This is a genomic window from Anoxybacillus sp. J5B_2022 (assembly GCF_026847645.1).
Lineage (GTDB): Bacteria > Bacillota > Bacilli > Bacillales > Anoxybacillaceae > Anoxybacteroides.
This window is the reverse complement of the sequence record NZ_JAPSMC010000095.1, coordinates 1-6531: the sequence shown is the minus strand read 5'-3', so window position 1 is coordinate 6531 and position 6531 is coordinate 1. Positions and strand designations below refer to the sequence as shown.

The 6531-nt window shown below is 51.5% G+C and carries 6 protein-coding genes and 2 pseudogenes; 2 read left to right on the top strand and 6 right to left on the bottom strand.

Features of this window, described 5'->3' with window-relative positions:
* Window positions 1-563: 563 nt before the first annotated feature.
* Both mntA and hepT read left to right on the top strand, forming a co-directional pair.
* On the top strand, window positions 564-959 hold the full coding sequence (gene mntA, locus M4I42_RS16070) for a type VII toxin-antitoxin system MntA family adenylyltransferase antitoxin (protein ID WP_268853069.1): 396 nt from the start codon (window positions 564-566) through the stop codon (window positions 957-959).
* The gene (hepT, locus tag M4I42_RS16065) at window positions 949-1368 is read left to right on the top strand and encodes a type VII toxin-antitoxin system HepT family RNase toxin (protein ID WP_014195290.1); all 420 of its coding nucleotides are present in this window, start codon (window positions 949-951) and stop codon (window positions 1366-1368) included. The genes mntA and hepT overlap by 11 nt, the downstream gene beginning before the upstream one ends.
* A 27-nt stretch (window positions 1369-1395) precedes the next feature.
* Here hepT and M4I42_RS16060 read toward each other — a convergent pair whose 3' ends face one another.
* From M4I42_RS16060 to M4I42_RS16035, 6 genes and pseudogenes are all read right to left on the bottom strand, one after another.
* Window positions 1396-2049 (bottom strand): TetR/AcrR family transcriptional regulator, encoded by a 654-nt coding sequence (locus tag M4I42_RS16060; protein ID WP_268853067.1) that lies wholly within the window; start codon window positions 2047-2049, stop codon window positions 1396-1398.
* A gap of 15 nt (window positions 2050-2064) precedes the next feature.
* Window positions 2065-2535, bottom strand: a pseudogene (locus M4I42_RS16055) (ABC transporter permease); the annotation flags it as partial.
* Window positions 2535-2714, bottom strand: a pseudogene (locus M4I42_RS16050) (ATP-binding cassette domain-containing protein); the annotation flags it as partial. The pseudogenes M4I42_RS16050 and M4I42_RS16055, both read right to left, overlap by 1 nt.
* 24 nt (window positions 2715-2738) lie before the next feature.
* Window positions 2739-3944 (bottom strand): YhgE/Pip domain-containing protein, encoded by a 1206-nt coding sequence (locus M4I42_RS16045; protein ID WP_268853066.1) that lies wholly within the window; start codon window positions 3942-3944, stop codon window positions 2739-2741.
* A gap of 137 nt (window positions 3945-4081) precedes the next feature.
* A complete protein-coding gene (locus M4I42_RS16040; protein WP_063166499.1) occupies window positions 4082-4597 on the bottom strand; it encodes a GNAT family N-acetyltransferase in 516 nt (171 codons plus the stop codon).
* Between the two features lie 220 nt (window positions 4598-4817).
* Window positions 4818-6512 carry a M3 family oligoendopeptidase gene (locus M4I42_RS16035; protein ID WP_268853068.1) on the bottom strand — a complete coding sequence of 565 codons (1695 nt, stop codon included), beginning with the start codon at window positions 6510-6512 and terminating at the stop codon, window positions 4818-4820.
* Between the last annotated feature and the right edge of the window lie 19 nt (window positions 6513-6531).

The window sequence follows — 6531 nt, the reverse complement described above, 5'->3', positions numbered from 1 at the left end:
CAGGCGTGTTGATTATCCAATAAAATCCAAAGGGTATAGAAAAAAGAGCACCTTTCCTGTAGAATGTGAGTAACGACACAAACAAACCCAGGAGGTGCTCTCTATGAACAAGCATACCACACTCCCGAATTTGATGCAAAAACTTGTTTCGTCCATAAAACTATACTAGCACCAGTATCATATTGTCCAAACTGATGAACATAAACCCACATAACAGTAAAAAGAAGCCCAGGCAAGAAACGTAAACGCCTGGGTGTGACAGTCGAACAGTGCCTGGCACCGTTCGCTACGCGCACACCTATATCATCCATCACCCGAATGACTCGAACATCACCCCATCCCGTTTTCGCGGTGAGGAAGTGTTTTAGGGAAGAGCAGCAAAAAGAGCCGCCCCGAAGTTTGTATGTAAGGAGGAAATGAATCAATCAGCCCCTGCTTCTTTCGCTCAGAGGGATTGGCGCATCATCGCCATCCCTTTTTCTTTTTCCATCTTTTCGCCAAGAACAATAAGATTTTGCTATAATGAAGAAAAACGCAAGGAGGCATCGCGATTGCCAAACGAAATGGAGACGATCATCATTCAGACGCTCCGCCCGGCTCTTCACCCGTTCGTCATCTACCTGTTCGGTTCAGCCGCCCGTGGGGCGATGCGTCCGGACAGTGATGTCGATATCGCCTTTGTCAGCGACGGCGAACCGCATGATCCGTATGAGCTGTTTCGGCTCGCGGGGCATTTGGCTGACAAGTTAGGGCGAGATGTCGATCTTGTCGATTTGCGCCAAGCCAGCACCGTGTTTCAAGCGCAAATCGTCTCGACGGGAAAAGCCATTGATTGCCGCGACGAGCGGAAACGGGCTGAGTTCGAAATGAAAACATTGAAAATGTATGTGAAACTAAACGAAGAGAGAGCACCGGTGTTAAAACAAATTACGGAAAGCGGGAGCATATATGAAAAGTGATGTCATTTTAAACAAGATCAGCGTGATCGAACGCTGCCTGAAACGAATTCGTGAAGAATATAACGGCGATCCAAAAAATTTACAAAATTACACAAAACAAGATTCGATCGTTCTGAATTTACAGCGGGCGTGCGAGGCATGCATCGATTTGGCCATGCATATTGTGGCCGAGCAGAAATTCGGATTGCCGCAGCATAGCCGCGATGCATTCGCTCTCCTCGAAGAACATGGGGTCATCTCCCCTTCCATAAGCAAAAAGATGAAGGCGATGGTCGGATTCCGCAACATCGCCGTTCACGACTATCAACAACTGAACCTTGGCATCTTGCAAGCCATCGTCGAACACCATCTTGATGATTTCAAACAATTTACGAAAGCCATCCTCGATTATGCTAAGAAAAACAGCTAGGCCGGCTTCAGTGCGGAAGCCGGCCGGTTAGCGCCGCAGACCGTTCATCAACACGTGAATCGTCCGCTCCATTTCCGCCTCATCGTCCCAATGGTGGTCAGGCAAAAGGAGAAAGCGGGCGGCCAAAAAGCTGGCGAGCGATGTGATCGTCAAGCGGATGACCGAATCAACCGGCAGCTCGGCCAACTCACCTTTTTCTTGAAAATGGCGGACAATGCGGGCGAATTTTGGATACACGTGCTCTGTAAACACGCGTTGAAAGCACTGTTTAATCTCGGAATGAAAGGCGAGCTCCTGCCAAAGCACACGAATCGCTGGCAAATACTTTTTCACAAAGGCGTAGCGATTGGAAAACACCGCGCGCAAAAACTGTTCGTACGTCTCATATTCGTTGTCAAACACTTCACGGACAAACTCTTTCGCCAAAAACGGGGCGACGGACTGAAACAATGTCGGCGTGACGATCGCCAACAATAAGTCTTTTTTCGTCTTATAGTGGCGGAAGATCGTGCCTTCCGCCACCCCGGCCTTTTTGGCGATTTCACTCGTGGAAGTCGCCGCATAGCCTTTTTCGGCAAACATTTCCACTGCGGCTTCCAAAATTTTCAGTTGCTTTTCACTGAACTGCCCTTCCTTGCCGCCGATTTGCAGCAATTCCTGAATCCATGAATGCTCGCTCATGACTCTACTCTCTCCTTACAGCTTGCGGTATTTTTTCAATGCTACTACATTTAATAGCATAAACAGCATCGTAAAGCCAAGTAGCACGTACACATCAACGGCGATGGCGCTAAAACCTTCTCCGCGCACCATAATATCGCGCAGCGCGTCCGCCCCGTAGGTGAGCGGCATGATGACGCTTAAGGAACGAAGCCATTGTTCCATCGTGTCGAGATTGAACAAACCCGAGAAAAACACTTGCGGCACGACGACAAGCGGGATAAACTGCACCATTTGCAGCTCGTTGTTGGCGAACGCCGACAGCAGCATCCCAAGCGCCAGCGCTGTCATCGCCAGCAAAAACGTAATGAGCAGCACATACCAAAACGAACCTTCCATCATCATGTCCAACACATCAATGGCAAACCATGAAATTAAGCTCGCTTGAATCGTGGTAAACAATCCGAACCCGATCATGTAGCCAACGCCCATTTCCCAGCGCCGAATTCACTCGCTTGATCAATGCCGGCGATCATGCGCACCAACGTCGTCTTGCCCGCCCCCGACGGGCCGAGCAGGCCGAATATTTCCCCCGTCTGGACTTCCAACGACACATCGTCGATGACTACTTTTTTTCCAAACCGCTTGGAAACACGCTCGACTTGAATAGGTGGATGAGTGCGCATTGTTCATTCCCCCTTTACACCTCATCATGACGTCACCAGTTTGCCGGATTCCTCCGATTCCTGAACCATACGTTTCTTGAATGCCGAAACGATGACGAGAACAACCCCGACAAACGCCAGCCAACATAAGACGGAAACGGGTTCGTTCCATTGAAATGTCGGATCAAAGAAAAAGAGTTCCCGAAGCCCCTCGACCATGAAGCGCTGCGGCAGCCATGAATAAACCCAATCGCGGTAAAATGATGTCATCAATTCCGGCGCCATGGGAAGCAGTGGAGCGCCGAAGAACAAAAGAAGAATAAAAATCGAGATCCCTTTTAACCCAATCCAAGAGAACACGGCGCTTTCAATGGCAAAAAAGCTAAAAAAGGCAAGGGAAACAAACAGCGCCATATCTATAAATGAAGGGATATGAAATCCGATCGCATCCGCCATCCCGATAAGTCCAAATCCTGCGATCAGCGCCAGCAGCAGCCCAACAACCGTTTTCATCACCTGTGCAGCTAGCTTCTCGCGTCGATGGGCAAACACGCGTCGATCCATCGCTAAATGTAGCAGCGCCGCTGCAGCGAGGCTTGCCATCCAAATCGGCTGAACGAACGAAACAGGCGCAGTGCCGTTGGCGCTGTGTGTGCCGACCGCGTGAATGACGGCCGTCTCTTTCTCAACAGGCGAGGCGAGAAGAGCAGCCTGTTCAACCGTCACCATTCCCCCTTTTTTAGACATCGCTTGCAACAATTGTTGGCGCACGTTGGCATTGATATGGTCCGCCGCTTGATTCAAGATTTGCTGCACGATGGCAGACGCTGCGGCATTCATTCCTTGATTGACGACGATTTTCACTTTTGGGGCAGAAGGACGGGGCGTCTGCAGGGACGCTACTTTCTTGCTGAAATCTTTCGGAATGATGAGAGCGCCATAATAGTGTTGCTTATCCATTCCTTTTTTCGCTTTGTTCTCGCTGTCAATTTGCATCCAATCAATTGGGGGTTGATCCTTTCCAGCTGCATTCGATTTCGCCATGTTTTGGATGGCTTGTTCAATGTTCTTCCCCATGTTGATCGGGGGCTGATTCGGCAATTGCACCCCTTCGTCCTCGTTGACAAACGCAACGGGAAGCTTTTGCGGCTTCGGATGCACGGTTGGAACAAGAACAAGAGAGAAAATCAATACTACAATGGCCACCATGACAGGCGACAAGGCCACCCACTTACTTCTCAAAATGCTCATGCACCTTTCCTCCTTCTTGAAATAAAATAGTGAGTAATCACTCACAAAAAGTATAAAACAGGACAAACGTGTTTGTAAAGTGAGTAATCACTCGCAAAACAAATTTTTTGAGCTGCCGAACTGTCGGCAGCCCCTTCCTAGTTCATCGTTTGAATGTCTTGCCAGCCGTAGCACCACTCCGATAACACTGTTCCGCCGATTTCCACCCTTTCCTCGGCCAGTTTTTCACCGCCAAGCCGTTCGTAGAAACCGCGCGACGGATTGGCGGCAAGCACCCAGACGACGAGCGAATGAATGCCTTTTTGCGCCAAGTCGCGGGCCAAGGCTTGCACAAGCCGCCGTCCCCATCCTTTTCCTTGGGCCTCTTTGAGCAAATACACCGCGTACAGCTCCCCGTCATATCGGGCCGCTGGGCCGTCGCTCGCCCGGTTTCGTCCGCCGGAGATGAATCCAACGACGCGCCCGTGTTCCTCGGCGACAAACACGGAATGGTCCGCTTGGCTGAGCCCCTTCTCCCATAACGCTTGTTTTTCTTCCACTGCCAACGTCTCCAAGTACGCGTCCGGCACGATGCCGCTGTACGTCGTCTTCCAACTTTCGACGTGGACCGAAGCGATGGCCAGTGCGTCGACCCATGTGGCTTTACGGATCATCGTTTTCCCCCTTTTCCCCAGTTTGATAGAAGTTTTCAAATTGAACGCTCTCCCACCTACGCTTGAGCTTTGAGGTGAGAGATTGTTGGAAACACCCGCCCCACAGCAGGCTGTCAACCAAGCCATCCCCGCCCAACACGTGGAAGTGGGGGTCTTCTCGGCGCGAGATGATAAAGAAAAGCAGGGCGGTGCTGTTCCCGCCCGCCTTCTTTGCTTCTTTTTACAAGGCTTTGTCATCGACGCTGTCCAACCACCGCTCGATATGGCCGACGACCGAAGCGACCGCCCCGTCAGCAAACGGCGACTTTAGGTTGGCGCTTTTGACGAGCTCAGTAAACGGCCGGCTGCCGCCCAATCGGCAAAGCGCCACATAGTCGCGCCAGGCTGATTCCCGGTCTTCCTGCGCCCGCTTCCAAAACTGGAACGCGCACACTTGCGCCAATGTATAATCAATGTAATAAAACGGGTCGGTGTAAATGTGCCCTTGCCGCTGCCAAAATCCGCCGCGCTCAAGGTAGTCATGGCCGGCGTAGTCTCTTGTCGGCAAATACGCTTTTTCGATGTTGCGCCAGACACTCTTCCGCTCAGCCGGCGTCATATCCGGGTTCTCGTGGACAGCGTGCTGAAATTCATCGACCGCAACGCCGTACGGCAAAAACAAAAGTGCGTCGCTCAAATGGGCGAACCGGTATTTGTCGGCGTCTTCGCCAAAAAAGAGCTCCATCCACGGCCATGTGAAAAATTCCATGCTCATCGAATGGATTTCACACGCCTCAAGCGTCGGCCAGTTGTATTCTGGAATGTCGTAATGGCGGCTCTCATACACTTGGAACGCATGCCCCGCTTCATGGGTCAGTACGTCAATGTCGCCGGACGTTCCGGTAAAGTTCGAGAAAATAAACGGCGCCTTATAGTCATCGATATAGGTGCAATAGCCGCCGCCCGCCTTTCCTTTTTTGGCGACGAGGTCCATCAATTCATGTTCGACCATATAGCGGAAAAACTCGCCTGTTTCCGGCGACAGCTCTTCATACATGCGCCGGCCGTTGTCAACAATCCAAGCGGCGTCCCCTTTTGGCGCCGGGTTGCCGCTCGGAAACATGAACGGCTCATCATAATACGTAAGCCGGTCGACCTGAATCCGCTGCCGCTGGCGCTCGCGCAGCTTTGCTGCGAGTGGGACGATGTGCGTTTTCACTTGCCGGCGGTAGCCTGCGACCATATCGGCATTGTAATCGGTCCGGCCTAAACGGGCATAGCCGAGTTCCACAAAGTTTTGGAAACCGAGCTTGCGGGCGATCGCCGTGCGGACGTGGACAAGCTCATCATACAATTCATCGAGTTCTTTTTCATAGTCCATGAAAAACGAAAATCGTGCCTCACTCGCCCGTTGGCGCATCGCGCGGTCCGGCGACTCAACAAACGGCTGCAGCTGGGCAAGCGTCCGCTCTTCCCCTTCAAACATGATTTTCGCCGATGCGATGAGCTTCGTATATTCGCTTGCCAGCTTGTTTTCTTTTTGCAAGTCCTCTACAATCGCCGGTGCGTATGTTTTCAGCTGTGCTTCGGCCAACGCAAACAGCTGTTTCCCCCACACTTGTTCCAATTCAGCGCGGAACGGCGAGGAAACAAGCGCGCGGTAATAATCGTTGACAAGCCCCTTGACGATCGGCTCCGTTTCATCGAAAAAGTCTTGTTCTTTCTTATAGAACTCATCGTTTGTATCGATCGTATGGCGAATATGGCAAAGGTTCGCCATCGTGCTGTAGCGGCGGCGCAGCTCATTGATCCGCTTCATCGCCTCGTGTTGCAAGGCGGCGCTCCCCGCACGGCGGAACGAATCAAGCGCTTCTTGAAACGATGCCTGCAATTGAGTGATGTCCGGCCGCTCATAACGAAACTCAGAAAACTTCATGCTCATCCCCTTCTTTTTT